The 17239-nt window shown below is 69.3% G+C and carries 15 protein-coding genes and 1 pseudogene; 6 read left to right on the forward strand and 10 right to left on the reverse strand.

Annotated elements, in window-relative coordinates; genetic code table 11:
- Positions 1 to 543: pseudogene (locus MFF30_RS01310) on the forward strand (glycosyltransferase); the annotation flags it as partial.
- Positions 540 to 1595 carry a glycosyltransferase gene (locus MFF30_RS01315; RefSeq protein ID WP_238275575.1) on the forward strand — a complete coding sequence of 352 codons (1056 nt, stop codon included), beginning with the start codon at positions 540 to 542 and terminating at the stop codon, positions 1593 to 1595. The pseudogene MFF30_RS01310 and the gene MFF30_RS01315, both read left to right, overlap by 4 nt.
- A 3-nt stretch (positions 1596 to 1598) precedes the next feature.
- Here the strand turns inward: MFF30_RS01315 and MFF30_RS01320 are convergent, their stop codons facing one another.
- The 9 genes from MFF30_RS01320 to MFF30_RS01360 form a co-directional block, all read right to left on the reverse strand.
- Positions 1599 to 2450 (reverse strand): glycosyltransferase family 2 protein, encoded by an 852-nt coding sequence (locus MFF30_RS01320; RefSeq protein WP_238275623.1) that lies wholly within the window; start codon positions 2448 to 2450, stop codon positions 1599 to 1601.
- Positions 2450 to 3196 carry a PIG-L deacetylase family protein gene (locus tag MFF30_RS01325; protein WP_238275576.1) on the reverse strand — a complete coding sequence of 249 codons (747 nt, stop codon included), beginning with the start codon at positions 3194 to 3196 and terminating at the stop codon, positions 2450 to 2452. The genes MFF30_RS01320 and MFF30_RS01325 overlap by 1 nt, the downstream gene beginning before the upstream one ends.
- Positions 3197 to 3288: 92 nt before the next feature.
- Complete coding sequence (locus MFF30_RS01330) at positions 3289 to 4182, reverse strand: polysaccharide deacetylase family protein (RefSeq protein ID WP_238275578.1); 894 nt, start codon at positions 4180 to 4182, stop codon at positions 3289 to 3291.
- A 34-nt stretch (positions 4183 to 4216) separates the two neighbouring features.
- Positions 4217 to 5710: an amidase gene (locus MFF30_RS01335; RefSeq protein ID WP_238275580.1), complete on the reverse strand. Its 1494-nt coding sequence runs from the start codon at positions 5708 to 5710 to the stop codon at positions 4217 to 4219.
- Between the two features lie 39 nt (positions 5711 to 5749).
- Complete coding sequence (locus MFF30_RS01340; protein ID WP_238275624.1) at positions 5750 to 6766, reverse strand: ABC transporter ATP-binding protein; 1017 nt, start codon at positions 6764 to 6766, stop codon at positions 5750 to 5752.
- A gap of 11 nt (positions 6767 to 6777) precedes the next feature.
- Positions 6778 to 7761, reverse strand: coding sequence for an ABC transporter ATP-binding protein (locus tag MFF30_RS01345; protein ID WP_238275582.1), 984 nt, complete (start codon positions 7759 to 7761; stop codon positions 6778 to 6780).
- Positions 7758 to 8720: an ABC transporter permease gene (locus MFF30_RS01350; protein ID WP_238275584.1), complete on the reverse strand. Its 963-nt coding sequence runs from the start codon at positions 8718 to 8720 to the stop codon at positions 7758 to 7760. Before MFF30_RS01350 ends, MFF30_RS01345 begins: the two co-directional genes overlap by 4 nt.
- Complete coding sequence (locus MFF30_RS01355) at positions 8717 to 9697, reverse strand: ABC transporter permease (RefSeq protein WP_238275586.1); 981 nt, start codon at positions 9695 to 9697, stop codon at positions 8717 to 8719. The genes MFF30_RS01350 and MFF30_RS01355 overlap by 4 nt, the downstream gene beginning before the upstream one ends.
- Positions 9698 to 9926: 229 nt before the next feature.
- A complete protein-coding gene (locus MFF30_RS01360; RefSeq protein WP_373320820.1) occupies positions 9927 to 11474 on the reverse strand; it encodes an ABC transporter substrate-binding protein in 1548 nt (515 codons plus the stop codon).
- A 46-nt stretch (positions 11475 to 11520) separates the two neighbouring features.
- Between MFF30_RS01360 and MFF30_RS01365 the strand changes: the two genes are divergently transcribed.
- Together MFF30_RS01365 and MFF30_RS01370 are read left to right on the forward strand one after the other, a co-directional pair.
- Positions 11521 to 11868: a hypothetical protein gene (locus MFF30_RS01365; protein ID WP_238275590.1), complete on the forward strand. Its 348-nt coding sequence runs from the start codon at positions 11521 to 11523 to the stop codon at positions 11866 to 11868.
- 156 nt (positions 11869 to 12024) lie between these two features.
- Positions 12025 to 12867 carry an endonuclease/exonuclease/phosphatase family protein gene (locus MFF30_RS01370; RefSeq protein WP_373320819.1) on the forward strand — a complete coding sequence of 281 codons (843 nt, stop codon included), beginning with the start codon at positions 12025 to 12027 and terminating at the stop codon, positions 12865 to 12867.
- Here the strand turns inward: MFF30_RS01370 and MFF30_RS01375 are convergent.
- Positions 12819 to 15041 (reverse strand): VTT domain-containing protein, encoded by a 2223-nt coding sequence (locus tag MFF30_RS01375; RefSeq protein WP_238275592.1) that lies wholly within the window; start codon positions 15039 to 15041, stop codon positions 12819 to 12821. The genes MFF30_RS01370 and MFF30_RS01375 overlap by 49 nt on opposite strands.
- A gap of 746 nt (positions 15042 to 15787) precedes the next feature.
- Here MFF30_RS01375 and MFF30_RS01380 point away from each other — a divergent pair.
- Both MFF30_RS01380 and MFF30_RS01385 read left to right on the forward strand, forming a co-directional pair.
- Positions 15788 to 16756 (forward strand): Crp/Fnr family transcriptional regulator, encoded by a 969-nt coding sequence (locus tag MFF30_RS01380; RefSeq protein WP_238275594.1) that lies wholly within the window; start codon positions 15788 to 15790, stop codon positions 16754 to 16756.
- A complete protein-coding gene (locus MFF30_RS01385) occupies positions 16741 to 17007 on the forward strand; it encodes a hypothetical protein (RefSeq protein ID WP_306424552.1) in 267 nt (88 codons plus the stop codon). The genes MFF30_RS01380 and MFF30_RS01385 overlap by 16 nt, the downstream gene beginning before the upstream one ends.
- Positions 17008 to 17239: the final 232 nt, after the last annotated feature.

A 17239-nucleotide genomic window follows, 5' to 3' on the forward strand; every position in this document is an offset into this window, starting at 1 on the left:
CGGCACGGCGACCACGTCGCAGCGAGCCTGTGCCTGCGGGCGGACCTCTACCGTGCCGTGGGTGGGCTGCCCGCCATCGCCTGCGGCGAGGATAATGCCCTGGTCTCGCGGGTCAGGGCGCATGGTGGCCGGGTGCGCCACTGCCCGCAGGTCTCCATCGCGGTTTCCGACCGCGGCATCGGCCGCGTCCAGGGCGGCATGGCCACGGAGATGACCCGCCGCGCCCGCGTGGCCGCCGGTGCTGAAGCCTACTGCCTGCCCCCGGCCGAGCATTGGCGCGCGCTGATCGAGCGCCGCCGCGCCGTGGCTGGGGCCTACGATCATCCCGAGGGATCGGAAGCGGGCCTGGCTGCCCTCGGCCTCGCGCCGGCCGAAATTGCCGCCATCGAACCGGCCGCCTGCCCGAATGCCATCGCGCTGGTCGAGCGCGTGGAGGCGCGAGTCGGCGAGGGTATTCCCGAGGCGGTCTCGGTTCCCCTGGACGAGGCATTGGATGGACTCCATGCGCTGCTCGGCCGGCCCCGGATGGCGCGCGTCGCATGAAGCGGCGGCCGATCGGCTACTACGTCCATCACCAGGGCGCCGGCCATTGGCAGCGCGCCAACCGCATCGCCGCAGCCCTCGACCGTCCGGTTACGCTGATCGGGACTCTGGCGGACATCGACACCCGCGATGCCGCCGGCGCCCTTCTCGATCTGCCGGACGACCGCCTGAGTGAACGTTTCGACGGCCTCGACGATGCGTCCGAGCGACCCGAGGCGCTGCATTACGCCCCGGTCGGGGCGGACAACATCCGCACGCGCATGGGCCGCCTCGCGGCCTGGATCGTGGAAGCCGATCCGGCGCTGATCGTCGTCGACGTCTCGGCGGAGATCACCCTGTTCGCCCGCCTGATGTCGGTGCCGACCCTGACGGTGCGCCTGTCGGGCAACCGCACCGATACGCCCCATCGCGAGGCTTTCCGCAGCGCGGAGGCCGTGCTGGCCTTCTTTCCGCCTGAACTCGAAGCCGCCGGGACGCCGGACTGGGTGCGGGCCAAGACCGTCTATGCCGGTCTACCGGCTCCCGAACGGATGCCGCCGACGCCGGAGGACGGCTCGATCCTGGTGATCTACGGGCGCGGCGGCGAGGGCGGACGCCTGACGGATCTGGCTCAGGCGGCCCGGGCGGTCCCGGACCGGTCCTGGCACGTACTCGGACCCGTTGAGAACGCGGGCGGGGACCATCCCCCGAATCTCCACCTGCACGGATGGGTCGCGGACCCGGCACCCTGGCTCGCACGGGCCGCCCTGGTCGTCGGGGCGGGCGGCGACGGCGTCGTCTCGGGTGTCGCTGCCGCGGGGAAGCGCTTCGTCTGCCTGCCGGAACCGCGCGCCTTCGACGAGCAGGTCGCCAAGGCCGAGGCCCTCGCCTCCCTGGGTGCGGCAATTCATAGTCCCGCCTGGCCGAGCCCGGCGGCGTGGCCGGGGGTGATCGCCGCCGGCCTTCGCCTCGACCCGGCCCGCATCGGCGCCCTCGCCGAGCCGGGCGCGATCCCCCGGACGGCGCGACTCATCGCCGACCTCGCCGACCGGATGGATGCCCGGCGCCCGTGAGTCTCAGAACGGGCGGTCGGCGGGCAGACGCGTGGCCGCGATCTCCTCTGGTGTCGGATGGCGCAGGACCGTCAGGCCATCCCGCCAATCCAAGCCGATCAATCCCCGCGTGGCAAAGGCGTCGAGCCAGCCGTCCATCGGCCACAGGCCGTGGCGGGCGCGGAAGCGCGCGGCGTTGCGCACGATGTCGGAAAAGTGCTGCAGGGGCGGGTCGCAGGCGAGGTGGTGCTGGTGGAAGGCCAGGCCCCCGGCGGTGAACAGGACCGGGATGCCGAGGGCGTCAGCCCGGAAGGCGAGATCGGTGTCCTCCGCCCCGTAGCCGTCGAAGCCCTCGTCGAAGCCGCCGAGGCGGTCGAAGGTCGTGGCACGCACACCGAAGGCGAGGGACCAGAACAAGCCGACATTCTCGGACCGGGCGAGGCCACGCTCCGGGAAGTGCCGCACCGGATGCCGGTGGCCGGCCGCCCGCAGGGCGCCCTCCGTCCAGCCATCCGCAACTGTGCCCGCTGGGAGGTAGCGGATCTCGCAGCAGATCAGGCCGTCCGCAGCATCGAGGTCGCGGCTCAGGCACGGCACGAGATCGACGGAGGGGATGCAATCCACGTCGAGGAAGATCAGCCGCTCGGTCGTGGCCGCCCGGCGCCCGGCATTGCGCGCCCGCGCCAGGGGCAGACCCGCCGCTTCCAGATGAACGCGCCGGATCGGAAAACCCAATTCGGGCAATGGCGCCGGGTTCGCGCCCATCTCGACCACGACGCAGGCCTCCGGGTGCGGCCCGCGCGCGAGCCCCTCGAGCAGGCGCGCCAGGTGCGCGTCGCGGCCCTTGTTCAGGGTGATGACGGTGGTGTCGGCGATCACGAGGTCGGCTCGTCGAGGGCGATGAAGATCTCGAAATCGCCCGTGAACCGGGTGATCATCTGGGGCTCCAGCCGAAAGCCGGTGGGATCGTCTGCGATCAGGTCCGTCGTCTGCGAACGATGGGCGGCGATGGCCGCCGCCTTCGCCGACCGATGCGCACCGACATCGACGCGCAGGCCGGTCGGAGCATTCCCGACCTCGGTGCCTTCGGGCAGGGTCCAGCCCCAGACCGGATAGGCGTAGCTGCGGATCGCACCGAGGCGACCCTGGGCCATCCGGACGATGGCGGCGGCGGCCTGATGGTCGCAATGCGGATCGTGGCCCCAGGTCACGCAGACCGCTCCAGCCCCGGTGGTCACGGCGATCTCGGCGATGCGGGCCGCGGCCGCCTCGGCCTCCGGGCCGCTGCTCGGGACGCCGGCATCGGGCATGCGCAGGAAGGTCACGGCCTCCGGGGGCACGCCGAGGACTGCGACTGCGTCCAGGGTCTCCTGCTCGCGCAGGGCCCGAAGCTTGTCCGGCGGGTAGAGCGCCGAATGGGTGTGCGAGCCGCAGCCGTCGCTGACGATGACCACCGCGACCGTCTGGCCGCGCGCGTGGGCAGCGGCCATGACGCCGCCGCAGCCGAGGCTTTCGTCGTCCGGGTGCGGGGCGACGATCACGAGGCCGGTTCCGCCCGTCAGCGCGTCGAGATCACGGACGGGCAGGCGTTCGGCGGCGGCAAGGAAGGCGTCGGCATGCATGGATGGGCTCGGGGCAGGCGTCGGAAACGCGAGGCGCCTGTCTACCCGGGCCAGTCTGATCGGTGTCTGAACGGTCGGCCGGCACCGACCCGCTACAGGGCGGTGCCGCTCTCCGTGGCGAAATCGGCGATGCCACCGGCGGTCGTCAGCCAGATCTCGTCTCGATGCGCGGCGATGTGGGCGAGGGCCCGGCGCAAGGGGCGCAGGCGGTGCGGCTGGCCGACGATGTAGGGATGCAGGGCGATCCCCATGACCAGCGGTGCGGTCCGCGACTGCTCCAGCATCTCGTCGAAGGCCTCGACGAGGGCGTCTGCGAATTGCTGCCCGGTCTCCTTGCGGGCCACAATGGCGGGGATGTCGTTCAGCTCCTGCGGATACGGCACCGCGAGGATGCGGCCGCCGTTACGGGTGGCAAACCAGGTCGGCTGATCGTCGTGGCACCAGTCGAGGAGGTAGGTGTAGCCTGCTTCCGCCAGGAGGTCCGGCGTCCGGTGGCTCTGGGAGATCCATGGACCGAGCCAGCCCTTCGGGGCTTTTCCCTCATGGGCGGTCAGGATCGCGGTGGCCTCGGCGATCAGCGCCCGCTCTTCGGCTTCTTCCCGGTCGCCCTGACGCTCGGTGTTGGTGCGGCCGTGCCCGACGATCTCGTCGCCGCGCGCCCGGAACGCCTCGATCAGGCCGGGGCAATCGGCATACAGCCGGCTGTTGACCAACACGCTCGCGGGCATCCGCAGCGCGTCGAGAGTGTCCTTGATCCGCCAGGCGCCGACCCGGTTGCCCCAGTCGCGCCAGGCGTAGTTGAGCACGTCCGGCTGCGGACCGCCGGGGGCGAGTTCGGCCCCGAGGCCGAGACCGAAGTCGAAGCCCTCGAGGTTGAGCCCGATATAGACCGCGAGACGCTTGCCCCCGGGCCAATCGTAGACCGGCCGGTCGGGCAGGGCGCTGTAGGCGTAGCGGCCGTGATGCGGCGCGGGCGTGTCGGTCATCGGGGGGCTCGGAGGCGAGTGGCTCGGAGAAGGATCAGGACGGGGTCAGCAGCGCGGGCTTGCGCCGGGTGACCCACCGGGTGGCGGCATCGTAGGCGGCGCCGAGCTGGAGGCAGTCGCGCTCGCCGTTGTTGGGGCCGACGATCTGGATGCCGGAAGGGCGCCCGGCCGGGTCGAAGCCCGCAGGCACGTTGAGGGCGGGCAGCCCGCTCATGGTGACGGGAATCGTCGCCTCCATCCAGCGGTGATAGGTGTCCATCGCCCGGCCGCCGACGGACTTGGGCCAGCGCTCTTCGACATCGAAGGGGAAAACCTGCGCCGAGGGCATCAGCAGGAAGTCGTAGCGCTCCCGGAACCGGCGCACGGCCTCGTACCAGGCGGTGCGGCCCTCCTGGGCGGCCGAGACCTGATCCGCCGAGAGGGCGAGGCCGCGCTCCACCTCCCAGACCGCCTCCGGCTTGAGCAAGGCCCGGTAGGCGGGCTCGTCGTAGAGCGGACGCAGGTTGGAGGCGGTCATCCAGGCCCGAAGGGTGAGCCAGTCGCGCCAGACTTTGCCCATGTCGAAGCGCGGCCGGTCCCATTCCACCTTGGCGCCCAGGGCCTCGAAGGCGGGAAGCGCGCTGCGGTCGAGGTCGAGCACGCCCGGCTCGAAGGGCAGGTAGCCGCCGAGATCGTCGAACCAGGCGATGCGGGCGCCGGTGAAGTCGCGCTTCAGATCCTCGGCGAAGATGCCGGGGTCTTGCGTGTTCGAGTAGGGCACCCGCGCGTCGTAGCCGGCCTGCACGGAGAGCAGCAGGCCGATATCGGCAGGGGAGCGTCCGATTCCGCCTGCGACCCCGAGGCCGGGGGTGAAGGCGTCCTTGGTCTCGATTGGGATGCGGCCGTAGCCGGTGCGCAGGCCGAACAGGTTGTTGAAGGCCGGCGGGTTGCGCAGCGAGCCGGCATGGTCGCTGCCGTCGGCCACCGCCTGCATCCGGAGCGCCACCGCCACGGCCGCGCCACCGCTGGAACCACCGGAGGTCTTGCTCGGATCGTAGGCGTTCCGGGTGGCGCCGTAGACGGGATTGAAGGTCTGCGAGCCGAGCCCGAACTCCGGCATGTTGGTCTTGCCGGTGATGATGGTGCCGGCCCGCCGCAGGCGCTTGACCATGATGGAATCGGCGGCCGCGATGCGATCGCGAAAAATCGGCGATCCGAGCGTGAAGGGCAGGCCCTTGACGGCGTCGATGTCCTTCACGGCGAGCGGAATGCCATGCAGGGGTCCGGCGAAGTCGCCGCGCGCGGCCTGCTCGTCGCGCTCCTCAGCGGCGGCGAAAAGGTCGGCGCGATCGCGCAGGGCCACGATGGCGTTCACGGCCGGGTTGACCCGGTCGATCTGGTCGAGACAGGCGGTCATGACCTCGACGCAGGAGACGTGCCGGGCATGGATCGCGGCCGAGAGCGCGACGAGGCCGAGGCCGAGGATGCCGTCCTCCGACGCTTCGCCCGCCGCCGGATCGGCCGCGGCGATGGATGGGTCTGTGCTCATGCTCTGGCTCTGGAGCGCGTCCGCGCGTGCCGCCCGCCCTCAGGCCGGCAGTCGCCGCTCCTGGAAGGCGTGGCAGGCCACGCCCTCGACCAGGGCGGGCACCTCGGTACGGCAGCGCTCGTTCGCGAAAGGGCAGCGCGGGTTGAAGGCGCAACCCGGGGGTGGGTTGATCGGGTTCGGGATCTCGCCCGAGACGGGGATGCGCTTGCGCCCGGTGAGGCCGATATCCGGAACCGCATCGAGCAGCATGCGCGTGTAGGGATGTTTCGGAGCACGGAAGAGTTCCCGTCCGTCTGCGATCTCGACCACGCGCCCCAGATACATCACCCCGATTCGGTTCGCCATGTGACGGACGACGGCGAGGTTGTGACTGATGAAGAGGTAGGTCAGCCCGAGGCGGTCCTGCAGGTCGCGCATCAGGTTGAGGATCTGAGCCTGGACCGAGACGTCGAGGGCCGAGGTCGGCTCGTCGCCCACCAGGAACTCCGCCTCCGAGGCGAGCGCCCGGGCGATGGCGATGCGCTGGCGCTGGCCACCGGAGAATTCGTGCGGATACTTCACCCCGTCGTCGGGATGCAGGCCGACGAGGCCGAGCAGTTCGCCGACCCGGCGGCCGATGGCGGCCTCGCCCTGGAGCAGGTTGAAGGCCCGGATCGGCTCGGCGACGATCCGGCGGACCCGCCAGCGCGGGTTCATCGACGCGTAAGGGTCCTGGAAGACCATCTGGATGCGGCGGCGCAGGCGGCGGCGGGCGGCGGCCTCGCGCGGGTCGGTCATCGAGACGCCGGTGATGCGCACGTCGCCACCGCTCGGTGGCAGCAGCCCCACCACCATGCGGGCGACCGTCGACTTGCCCGAACCCGACTCGCCGACGAGCGCGAAGGTCTCGCCCCGCCGGATCTCGAAGCTCACGCCGTCCACCGCCCGCAGGATCTGCCGCGGCTGGCGCTCGATGACCCGGGCCAGCCAAGGACGCGACACGTCGAAGGTGCGGCGCAGGCCTTCGATCGCGACGTAGGGCGCCTCCGATGATCGGGCGCTCGAGGCGGGCGGCATCACGGACGCGTTCATGCGGCGGAGGCTTCCGAGCGGTCGTAGAGGTGGCAGGCGACCCGGTGCGCCCCGACCGGGATCGGGTCCGGCCGCTCGACGAGACAGCGGGCGAAGGCCGAGGGGCAGCGCGGGTGGAAGGCGCAGCCCTGCGGGATGTTGGAGAGGCGCGGCATCGATCCCGGGATCTGGGCGAGGCGGTCCGTCTCCTGGGCGAGGGTCGGGATCGCCCCCATCAGGCCCTTTGCGTAGGGGTGGAGCGGGTTCTGCACCACGTCGCGCACGGGGCCGATCTCGGCGATGCGCCCCGAATACATCACCGCCACCCGGTCGGCCGCCTCCGCGATCACGCCCATGTCGTGGGTCACCAGCATCACGCTGGTCCCGCGCTCGGTGCCGAGGCGCTTCAGCAGCGCGATGATCTGGGCCTGGACCGAGACGTCCAGCGCCGTGGTCGGCTCGTCCGCGATGATGAGTTCGGGCTCGGCGGCAAGAGCCAGGGCGATCACCACGCGCTGGCGCATGCCACCGGAGAACTCGTGCGGATAGCCATCGATCCGCCGCTCCGGCGCCGGGATGCCGACCTCCGCCAGGAGGTCGATGGCGCGCTGGCGCGCCGCCTTCTCGGACAGGTCGGTGTGGGTTCGGACGGTCTCCACGATCTGCCGGCCGACGCGGTAGAGCGGGTTGAGGCTGGTCAGCGGGTCCTGGAAGATCATGCCGATGCGCCGGCCCCGGATCCGCCGCATGGCGTCCGGCGACAGCGTGTCGATGCGCTCGCCCTTCAGCAGGATCTGCCCCCCAACGATGCCGCCGGGCGGGTCGATGAGGCCGATGACGGCCGAACCGGTGACGGACTTGCCGGCTCCGGATTCGCCGACGACGCCGAGGATCTCCCCGCGGGCGATGTCGAACGAGACGTCGTCGATGGCCGTGAGAGTGCCGCGGCGACCCGCGAAGGCGACGCGCAGGTTGCGGACGGAGAGGACGGGCTCTGTCATTGCAGCTTGGGGTTCAGGGCGTCGCGCAGCCAGTCTCCCAGCAGGTTGATCGCCAGGACGAGACCAGCGAGCGCCAGACCCGGGAAGGCGACGATCCACCACTCGCCGGAGAACAGGAAGCGGTTGCCGGTGCGAATCAGGGTGCCGAGCGAAGGCATCGAATCGGGCAGGCCGGTGCCGAGGAAGGACAGCGTCGCCTCGGTGATGATGGCGAGGGCGAGGTTGATGGTGGCGATGACGAAGACCGGCCCGAGGACATTGGGCAGGACGTGCCGGACCATGATGACCGGCGAGGACAGGCCGATGAGCCGCCCGGCCTGGACGTAGTCCTTGTTCTTCTCCACCAGCACGGAGGAGCGGACGGTGCGGGCGTACTGCACCCAGAACGAAAGACCGATCGAGAGCACGATCAGCCCGATGGCGGCGTTCGTGTCCATCTGGCTCCCGACAGCCGCCTTGGCGACGCCGTCCACCACAAGCGCGATGAGGATCGCCGGAAAGGTCAGCTGCACGTCTGCGACGCGCATGATCAGCGTGTCGACGAAGCCGCCGAAATAGCCCGCCAGCAGCCCGAGCAGAATGCCGAGGGTGCCCGAGACCAGCACGCCGAGGAGGCCGACCACCAGGGACAGTCGGAGGCCGTAAAACACCGCCGAGAGCACGTCGCGGCCCTGGTCGTCGGTGCCGAGGGTGAAGGGGGCGACGCCGTCGGCGTACCAGAGCGGTGGCAGGTTCGAGTTCATGAGCTCGAGCTGCGCCGGGTCGTAGGGGTTCTGCGGCGAGATCCAGGGGGCCGCCAGCGCCAGGAGGAAGAAGACCAGCGTCACCGCGAAGGCGCCCATGGCCAGCTTCGAGCGGCGGAAGCTGGCATAGACGTCGGAATCGAGGAAGCGGGCGAGCGTCGAGCCCCTTACCGGCGCCGGCGGGAGGAGGGGAGCGTCCTGCACGGAAGCGCTCATGCGGCGCGTCCCGTGGACAGGCGCAGGCGGGGATCGACGATGGTGTAGAGCACATCCACCACGAGGTTGATGACGACGAAGATGGCGGCGACCAGCAGCAGGTAGGCCGCCATAATGGGGATATCGACGTTCTGCACGGCCTGGACGAAGAGCAGGCCCATGCCGGGCCACTGGAACACCGTCTCGGTGATGATCGAGAAGGCGATGACCGAGCCGAGTTGCAGGCCCGCGATGGTGATGACCGGCACCAGGGTGTTCTTCAGGGCATGGCCGAGATGGATCGACCGGGTGGTGAGGCCCCGCGCCCGAGCGAAGCGAATGTAGTCGGTGCGCAGGACCTCCAGCATCTCGGCGCGCACCAGCCGCATGATCAGGGTCATCTGGAACAGGCCGAGGGTGACGGAGGGCAGGATCAGCGCGCGGAGGCCGGACCCCGTCAGGAATCCCGTCGTCCACCAGCCCAGCCGCACGGTGTCGCCGCGCCCGAAGGAGGGCAGCCAGCCCAGCGTCACCGAGAACAGGAAGATCAGGAGGATGCCGATGAGGAAGGTCGGCAGGCTGATGCCGACGAGCGAGATGGCAAGGAAGATTTTGGCGAGCCAGGTCTCCCGCCGCAGGGCGCAGTAGACGCCCATCAGGATGCCGACGGTGAGCGCGAAGAGCGTGGCGCAGAGGGCGAGTTCGAGGGTGGCGGGCATGCGCTCGGCGAGCAGGGCCGAGACCGGCTGGCGAAACTGGTAGGAGGTGCCGAACTCGCCGCGCACGACGTTGCCGGCATAGCGCAGGAACTGGACCGCGACCGCGTCGTCGAGGCCGAGATCTTTCCGGATGGCGACGCGCTCGGCGTAGGGCGTGTCGACGCCCACGATCTGGTTCACCGGATCGCCGGCGAAGCGGAACATCGAGAAAGCGATGAGCCCGACCGCGAACAGCACGGCGACGGACTGAAGCAGGCGCTGGAGGATGAAGGCGATCATCGGCGGGTGCCTCGTTGCCGGTGGCCGATCGCGCTCCCGCGCCTGAACGCGCTCCTCTCCCCAGCGGATCTCGGGCCTGCCCGAGATCCGTCAAGCTTGTGGGGAAAGGTCAGGAGTGGGGATGGCGCCGCTGGCCTCCGCAGGTCGCGGGTCACCCAACCATCCCCACCCCTAGCCCCTCCCCACAAGGGGGAGGGGGACCCGCCTGAACACCGATCGATCATGGGTGTCACGGCTGCTTCGAGACCCAGTACAGCATCAGCATGTTATCTGGCCGCTGGACCAGAGTGACCTTCTTCGAAACACCCCAGGCGAGGGCCTGCTGATGCAGTGGGATGAAGCCCCAATCGGCCTGGATGGTGTCGAAGCCTTCCTTGATCTGGGCGTTACGCTTGGTCTGGTCGCTCTCGGCCTCGACGGAATCAGCCAGCGCATCGACCTTCGGGTTGCAGTAATTGCCGAGGTTCCAGTTGCCGCGGCCGGGCTTGGAGCCGTTCCGGCAGCCGGCGATCTCGAACAGGATGTTGTGCGAATCCTGGGAGGAGGGGGTCCAGCCGACGAGGTAGAACGAGGTGTCGTAGGCCGGGGCCAGCACCTTGGCGAAGTACTTCGCCTTCGGCTGCGCATTGAGGTTCACCTTCACACCGACCCGGGCCAGCATCGAGACCACGGCTTGGCAGATCGCCTCGTCGTTGACGTAACGGTCGTTGGGGCAGTCCATCCCGAGGGAGAAGCCGTCCGGGTAACCGGCCTCGGTCAGCAGGGCCTTGGCGCGCTTCGGATCATACTCGGGCCGCTTGAACTCGGAGGCGCGCGGGAACAGCACAGGCGCGATCAGCAGAGCGGAGGGCACGGCCTGGCCGCGCATGACGCGTTTGGCGATCGTCTCCTCGTCGATGGCCCGGTAGAAGGCCTCGCGCACGCGCACGTCCTTGAACGGGTTCTTGCCCTTGACGTTCGAGTCCTTCAGCTCGTCGCGCGACTGGTCCATGCCGAGGAAGATCGTGCGCAGCTCCGGCCCGGCCATCACCGTGGCGGTCCCACTGGCATTCACCCGCTGCGCGTCCTGGAGCGGCACGGGGTCGATCCAGTCCACCTCACCGGAGATCAGGGCGGCGACGCGGGTGGCGTCGTTCTGGATGGTGGTGAAGACCGCCTCGTCGAGGTTCGATTCCACCTTGCCCCAGTAGTTCGGGTTCTTCTTGAACACCGTGCGCACGCCGGGCTGGTGCTCGGTGATGATGAACGGTCCGGTGCCGTTCTCATGCAGGGCGGCGTAGCTGGTCGAAGTCGCGCTCGGCAGGGTAGGAGCGACGGCGCCGTTCTTCTCGGCCCAGGACTTCGACATGATGTACCAGGTCGAGAACTGGTACAGGGCGATCGGGTTCGGGCCTTTTAGCTTCATGTCGACGGTGTGGTCGTCGATCTTCACCCATTCGGCGTCGGACGGCACGTTCGTGGTGAAGTTCGAGCCCGGCGCCCGGACGCGGTTGGCCGAGAAGATCACGTCGTCGGCGGTGAAGTCCGAGCCGTCGTGGAACTTCACGCCCTTGCGCAGATGGAAGCGCCAGCGCGTCGGCTCCGGATTCTCCCAGGATTCGGCGAGCATGGGCGCCAGCTTCAGGTCCTTGTCGCGCGTGATGAGCGAGTCGAACACCGCGCCGTGCATGCCGATCGTGAAGCTCTCCTTGAGGGAGTAGGGGTCGAGGGACTTGATGTCGCCCTGGAAGGCGAAGCGGAACACGTTGGCAGCCTGTGCCGGGTTCGTGGCGGACAGCCCGAGAACCCCGGCGAGGGCAGCCGCCGACGCGAACGCTTTGACCGTGGACTTCAACAAGGCTTCCATCCTCTTCGTGCAGGCTGTGGGCGTGCCGGCCGCGAGCATTGCGGGGCGCCGGCACCTTGGCATGGATCAGGCCAACTCAGAACCGGGCCGCGAACGCTGTGCACCTTCCATCGCGTGCGACGACCTGCGCGGCGGAAGCGGCCCGGCCACGCGGGTCAGTGCCCAAAAATCAGTCAGCGACGACACTCCGGTCAACCCCCACCCGAGCGTCGCTGCACAGACGCGCGCCGGCAGCGGACGAACCGGCATCCGCCAGACGGGTGTTCTTGGCCGACGCGTTTCCGGAAACCCGATCGGCGGTCGCGTGTTCTTCGAGCGGGAGTAGGGCGATGTCAGAACTCGTATATGCGCTTCAGCGCTTCAGAGCCTCGATCTCGGCCGAACCGCTGGAGGAGGCCGGGGAGGCGATCCGGTATCGTCGCGTCCCGATGGTTGGCGACCCGCCGGGCCGGCCGGAGCCAAGGACGACACGCGACCGGCATTGCGCCTGTCCGGCCGAGCGCGCCGCGTGACCACGCAGGTCCGCGCACCCGGTCCCGCTCTCCGCCTTCTCAGCTACAACATCCGCCATTGCCGCGGCATGGACGGTTGCGTCGCCCTCGACCGCATCGCCGCCGTCATCGATGCCTGCCGGCCCGACATCGTCGCCTTGCAGGAGGTGGATGCCGGGCGTGCCCGAACGGGCGGTCTCGATCAGGCCCGCGCCCTCGCGAACCGCGTCGGCCTGCACGACCACTTCCATGCGGCCCTACGCGTCGGAGAGGAGCGCTACGGTGACGCGATCCTGACGCGTCATCCTTCACACCTCGTCAGGGCCGGCGGCCTGCCGGGTATGCCCGGCCTGGAGCCGCGCGGCGCCCTCTGGATCGAGGTCTCGGTCGGCACTCACCGGCTTCAGGTTCTGAACACGCATCTCGGACTTCGGGCCGCAGAGCGCTCCGTGCAGGTCGCCGCACTGCTCGGACCCGATTGGCTGGGCAGCGCCGAGGCTCGAGGGCCGGTGGTGCTGATGGGCGACATGAACGCCACGCCGTGGTCGCGGGCCTACCGGCAGCTGGCCCGCACTCTCACCGATGCCCGCCGGATCGCCCACCAGCGCGCGGGGAACGCCACCTTTCCGAGCCGCTGTCCTGTGCTACGCCTCGACCACGTCTTCGTTGGCGCCGGCATCACGGTGGACCGGGTCATGGTCCTGCGCGACGGGCTCGCGCGTAACGCCTCCGACCATCGACCGCTTCTCGCCGAAATCGGCCTGCCGGCGGAGACGCGCGATGTTCACGGCGCGCTCGGCTCTCCCTCGGGCTCGGCCGCCCTGACAGCCTGATGCGGGTTGCCGTCCCGCAGGCGCCGCAGTTCCGACTGCCGGCGCCAGGGCCGCCACGCGTCGGCGACGCCGACGGGGTCGCCGAGGTGCCAGGCCGCGATGAGACGGGCGAGGAGCCCGCGCCGCGAGGGGATCACCGCGCAGAGCCGTTGCGGTGCCACCAGGGCCGGGTCGTCGAGCACGGCGCACAGGGACCCGCGCGTCCGGACCGCCTCTTCGAAAAGCTCGCGCGGGCATCCGGCGTGATGGGCGACGAGTCCGTCCCGCAGGCGCGCCACGGCGATGCGCGTGGCATCGTGGGCGTCGCCCGGCGGGACCTCGATCGCGAGGTCGCACTCGCTGTCGTAGCCCAGCGACCGATTGTTCAGATTGGTCGAACCGATCCGCAGCAGGCGGTCGTCGAAGATCGCGACCTTCGAATGCACCAGGATGGTCCGCCCCCCCGGTGTCCGCGGCGCGAGGATGCGCAGGCGGCCGTATCGGTCCGCCGCGAGCAGGCGCGCGATCATGACCCTGCGGGCGGTGTCCATGGTCAGGCGGTCGAAACCGTTCGGACTGCGCTCGGCCACGACCACCACGATCTCGGGGCCGTCCGGCTCGGCGAGACGCGCCGCCAGGGCCTCGGCGATCAGTGGCGCGGTGAAGTACTGGTTCTCCAGATAGATGGTTCGGCGCGCGCCCGCGATCGCCGCCGCGTAGAGCGCCTGATTCTCGCGGATGCCCTCGCGCCCGCCATGCGCCGGCATGGTGCGGACCAGCGCCACCGGCACGTCGGTGAGAAGGGGCGTGACATGGGCCGGCCAGGGATCGGCGGCCCAAGCCTCGCTCGATAAAAGGCGTTCGCCCGTCGCGTCGCGCCAGCGCCGGCGGGCGAGGTCGCCGAGGGCCGCCGCCGCGGCCCGGTCCACCACCATCATGATCTCGTGGCGCGGCGGGTAGGCCTCGCCGGTGGGCAGCCGGCGCCGGGGGTCGCGGTCCCGATGGGCGGGTGTATCCCAGCGGTTGGCCTCGAAGTCGCCGCCGCCACAGAACGCCACCCGGTCGTCGATCACCAGGATCTTCTGGTGTTGGCAGGCCCCGCGCGGAAGCGTGGCGTCGAGGTGGTAGGCGATGCCGGGGCCGAGCAGGGCGCGGATCGCCTCCGGCTTCAGCGCCGCGCCCGAGGCGATCGGCCAGGGCATCTCCCAGATCAGCAAGCGGATCACAAGCTCGGGCCGGCGCGCCTTCAGGCCCCGCAGGAGGTCCGCCATGGTCTCGTTCCCGGGCGCTCCGCTGCCCTCCGGCACGAGGCGCAGGCGCGGGTCGAAGCTCCAGCCGATGAGGATGACGGAGTGGCGCGACTCCAGCAGCGCAGCGCGGGCCGCGGCGAAGTAGGCGGCGCCGTCGTGCAAAACCGCGACACGGCCGGCCCTTTCTTGGCGCCAGCAGGTCGCGCCGGGCTGGAGCCAGCGTCGATCCGGGCCCGGTCCGGCCGCCAGCGATGCGTCGGAAGTCGGTAGAGGGCGAGCGACCCGTGCCCGTGCCGCGAGCCTCGCCTGCACCCGCCGCCGCGTCATCGCGACAGCCGCGACCGTGGCAGCGAGCCCGAGGCCGAGGGGGATCCAGCTCGCCGTGTCATCGCCGGCCGCGCGCCCGATTACGCCGAGATGTACGCACAGAACGGTGCCGGGGATCATCCCGGCCAGGGTCGAGACCAGGAAGGCCGGCATGCCGACGCCGGCGAGGCCGAGGGCGTAGTTCTGCGCATTGAACGGCACGAAGGGGCTGAGCCGCATCAGGGTGAGGAGGCGCCAGTCGGCGTCGCCGACGGCCTCCACGGTGGCGGTCATGGCGGGGTGGTTCGCCACGAAGGCGTGGACACGCGCGCGCAGCAGGGACCTCGCCGCCAGGTAGGCCAGGACCGAACCCAGGGTCGCGGCGACCATCACCAGGGGCATCGCCCACCATCCGAACGCGACCCCGCCCGCGATGGTGAGCGGCGTGCCCGGAACGACCAGCAGGGTCGCGAGCACGAACAGGGCCGCGAAGGCGATCGGCCCCAACGCACCGAGGCGCGCCGTCCAGGTGCCGAAGGCATGCAGCCATTCCTCGACGGGCAGCACGATCCAGGCGCCCAGGACGGCGCTGCCACCGAGGATCGTGACGAGCCAGTAGCGGATCTCGGATCGGTTCATCCACGGGCTCTTGAACGAGGTCCGGCTGGGACGGAATCGGTGCGGCCGGGAGGCGCGGGAACCCGGACACCGCGATCCTGTTCGATGCTGCGGTCCGGCACGCGATCGTGTGCGAGAACCCGCCGGGCGTCCATCCCCCGCTGGTCCCGTCGTATCCTCAAGCCTTCTGTGAGCGTTCGCCAGAGCCGGCCTTCGTCGCCTCCCTCAAGCCGCTCCCATCACGCTCGCGTGGAACGCCTCCGGGTGTCGGCAATTGCCAGCCGCGGCCGCGCCGAGACGCTTCCGGTCGCGCGCCAACACGACTCCGTCCTCGAAAGCTGCAGCATTCGATCACCGTGGTGGGCCATGTCAGGGTATCACGCACCGCGAGCAGGACGGGATGAAGAGGGGGCGCGACGCGCGCGCGATCCCCCAGCAATAATTGTCTCAGTACGCGATTCCGAAGCAGGGGTTGCATGGATGATGAAAGATTTCCGGGCTTTGGATGCCTGGAATACAGCCTCTTCCGCCCGATTGTGCCCATGCGCTCGCGATCGACGCAGCTGAACGAAATAAGTTGGGCCTTACGATCGTGACGAAAACGATATTTTTCGCAGATATAAACATATGTTAGTGTTCGAAAGCATACAAACCCGCATCTGTTACTCATAATATTTTCGCGCAGTGGCCTATGGGCATGCTCGTGTGCAATCGATTGTCTCGCTGCGAAGCTCTATGTCGGGTGTCCGCGACACGAAGCCATCGGAATGGCGTCCCGGCATGCGCAGCCCGACAAGGCGGGTACCGGTTACCTCGGGTCCGTTGCAGGGCTCGCCCAGCCGATCGAACGGAACGCCAAGTCCAACATGCGCGGCAGCAGGGCCCGGCCGTGGAATCGGCCGGCCGAACCGACTTGTCTGCACGAGCCCGTCACGGCCCTGGCGGTCTGCCCGACAGACGCTTCTCCGACGAATCCCGACTTGCCATCTCCCCCGCCCACGCCGCGGTTCCACATGTCAAATCCTCTCGTACGAAAACTCGAAGGGTTCGGTCTGCTCTCGGATGCCGATCGCGCCGTCCTCGAACGGATCAGCGCCAACGCCCAACTCATCGGCCAGCGGGTCGACATGATCCGTGAGGGGGACACGCCTGACGGCGTGATCCTGATCATGGAGGGCATTGCCTGCCGACAGAAGCACCGGGCAAACGGTGCGCGGCAAATCACGGCCTATCTGCTGCCCGGCGATGCCTGCGACCTCGACGTCGCCCTGCTGACGCAGATGGACCACACCATCACAACCCTTTCCGCCTGCCGGGTCGTCCGTCTGCCCCTGGACTTCGTGAAGCGCCTCACCGACGAGCATCCCGCCATCGCCCGTTCCCTCCGCCTGTCGAGCCTGGTGGACGAAGCGACGCTGCGCGAGTGGCTCGTGAACGTGGGCTGCCGCTCCGCAGTCGAGCGGATTGCTCACCTGTTCTGCGAACTGCTCATTCGCCTGCAGGTCGTTGGTTTCGCCAGCGAGGATTCCTACGAGTTTCCGGTCACCCAACTCGATCTCGCCGACACCGTCGGCCTTTCCAATGTCCACGTGAACCGCTCGCTTCAGGAACTCCGACGCCAAGGCGTGATTGAACTCAAAGGCAGGACGCTGAAGATCCTCGATGTTCAGCGTCTGAAGTCGATTGCCGAGTTCAACGCGAACTACCTTCATTTGGGGGCATGGGCGACGGCATGACCATGAAACTACAGGCCGTCCAGATCGCGACGGGCAGCAACGACCGCGAGAGCCGGCTGGTTTCCGAGGACGGTATGCTCGTTGCCATCCTCGTGCAGCTCTCCGGCGAGCACGGCGCGCTTGCCGGGAAGTGGTTCCTCGAGGTCGGCTTCGGTCCGGTGAAGGACATCCATGCGCCACTCTTCGACGATCTCGAAACGGCCAAGGTTTGGATCTCGTCTCGACTGGCGGACATCGCGTCCAACGATTGAGACGGACTGCGTCCTGAAATTTACCTTTGTGAATGCGGAACGCCGCTTCGGATGCAAGTCCGGGATGTCGGACATAAGATCGATCCGACCGGGTCTCGTCGACGCTTTGCCCCCCGAACGTGTCGGCGAGACCCCGATCGCTTCGCGTACGTGCCGCACGCCTGACTCCTCGGATGGGGGCGAGGCGCCACCGACCTATCGTGTTTTGCGACGCCCGCCTCTCGCCCGCCCG

Origin of the sequence: Methylobacterium goesingense, assembly GCF_022179225.1 — a bacterium.
GTDB lineage: Bacteria > Pseudomonadota > Alphaproteobacteria > Rhizobiales > Beijerinckiaceae > Methylobacterium > Methylobacterium goesingense.

Coding starts and splice junctions, on each gene's coding strand:
- MFF30_RS01315 (WP_238275575.1), top strand. CDS start 540: ATGAAGCGGCGGCCGATCGGCTACTACGTCCATCACCAGGGCGCCGGC.
- MFF30_RS01325 (WP_238275576.1), bottom strand. CDS start 3,196: ATGCATGCCGACGCCTTCCTTGCCGCCGCCGAACGCCTGCCCGTCCGT.
- MFF30_RS01330 (WP_238275578.1), bottom strand. CDS start 4,182: ATGACCGACACGCCCGCGCCGCATCACGGCCGCTACGCCTACAGCGCC.
- MFF30_RS01335 (WP_238275580.1), bottom strand. CDS start 5,710: ATGAGCACAGACCCATCCATCGCCGCGGCCGATCCGGCGGCGGGCGAA.
- MFF30_RS01340 (WP_238275624.1), bottom strand. CDS start 6,766: ATGCCGCCCGCCTCGAGCGCCCGATCATCGGAGGCGCCCTACGTCGCG.
- MFF30_RS01345 (WP_238275582.1), bottom strand. CDS start 7,761: ATGACAGAGCCCGTCCTCTCCGTCCGCAACCTGCGCGTCGCCTTCGCG.
- MFF30_RS01350 (WP_238275584.1), bottom strand. CDS start 8,720: ATGAGCGCTTCCGTGCAGGACGCTCCCCTCCTCCCGCCGGCGCCGGTA.
- MFF30_RS01355 (WP_238275586.1), bottom strand. CDS start 9,697: ATGATCGCCTTCATCCTCCAGCGCCTGCTTCAGTCCGTCGCCGTGCTG.
- MFF30_RS01375 (WP_238275592.1), bottom strand. CDS start 15,041: ATGAACCGATCCGAGATCCGCTACTGGCTCGTCACGATCCTCGGTGGC.
- MFF30_RS01380 (WP_238275594.1), top strand. CDS start 15,788: ATGGCGTCCCGGCATGCGCAGCCCGACAAGGCGGGTACCGGTTACCTC.
- MFF30_RS01385 (WP_306424552.1), top strand. CDS start 16,741: ATGGGCGACGGCATGACCATGAAACTACAGGCCGTCCAGATCGCGACG.